A 722-nucleotide genomic window follows, 5' to 3' on the forward strand; every position below is an offset into this window, starting at 1 on the left:
GACGGCCCGCGCGGCCGGGGATGGCCCTGCCGTCCGGCTGATCACCCTGCCCGCCAACGAAGGCCGCGCCCAGGGCCGAAACCGCCTGTCCACCGCCGCGCGAGGCCGCTTCCTGCTGTTCCTGGACAGCGACATGCGGCCCGACCACGACCGCTTCCTGAAGACCTGGGCCGATCTGGCGACCCGCGGCGACCCGGCCGTCGCCTTCGGCGGCTTCTCGCTGCTTCAGGCGCCGACGGACGCCCGGTTCCAGGTCCACCGGGCCATGGCGGCCAAGTCCGAATGCCTGCCCGCCGCCGAGCGGGCCCGGCAGCCCGAGAAGTACGTTTACACGTCCAACCTCCTGGTCCGCCGCGACGTCTTCGAGGCCGAGGCCTTCGATGCCGGGTTCTCGGGCTGGGGCTGGGAGGACGTCGAATGGGCGATGCGAGTCTCGCGCCGGTTCGAGGTCCTGCACCTGGACAACCCGGCCACCCACATGGGCCTGGACACGGTCGACGCCCTGGCGCGCAAATACGAGCAGTCCGCCCCGAACTTCGCCCGCATGGCCGCGCGGCATCCCGAGGTCGTCGCGGCCTATCCAGCTACAAGGCCGCGCGCCTGCTTAAGCGCCTCCCCGGCCTGCGCGCCTGGCGCCGAGGCCTGCGCGGCGCCGGCCGAGGCGGCTTGGCTGCCCGTGCCACTCGCGCCTTCTCGCTACGGCTCTACCGGGTGTCCCTCTA

1 protein-coding gene is annotated in these 722 nt (G+C 72.9%); it reads left to right on the forward strand.

What is annotated here, in order from left to right:
* On the forward strand, positions 1 to 722 hold a 722-nt coding region (locus AC2W7C_RS18635; protein WP_486002673.1), incomplete at both ends, for a glycosyltransferase family 2 protein.

It is taken from the genome of Brevundimonas sp. CURTG3B2_SDJG (assembly GCF_057364705.1).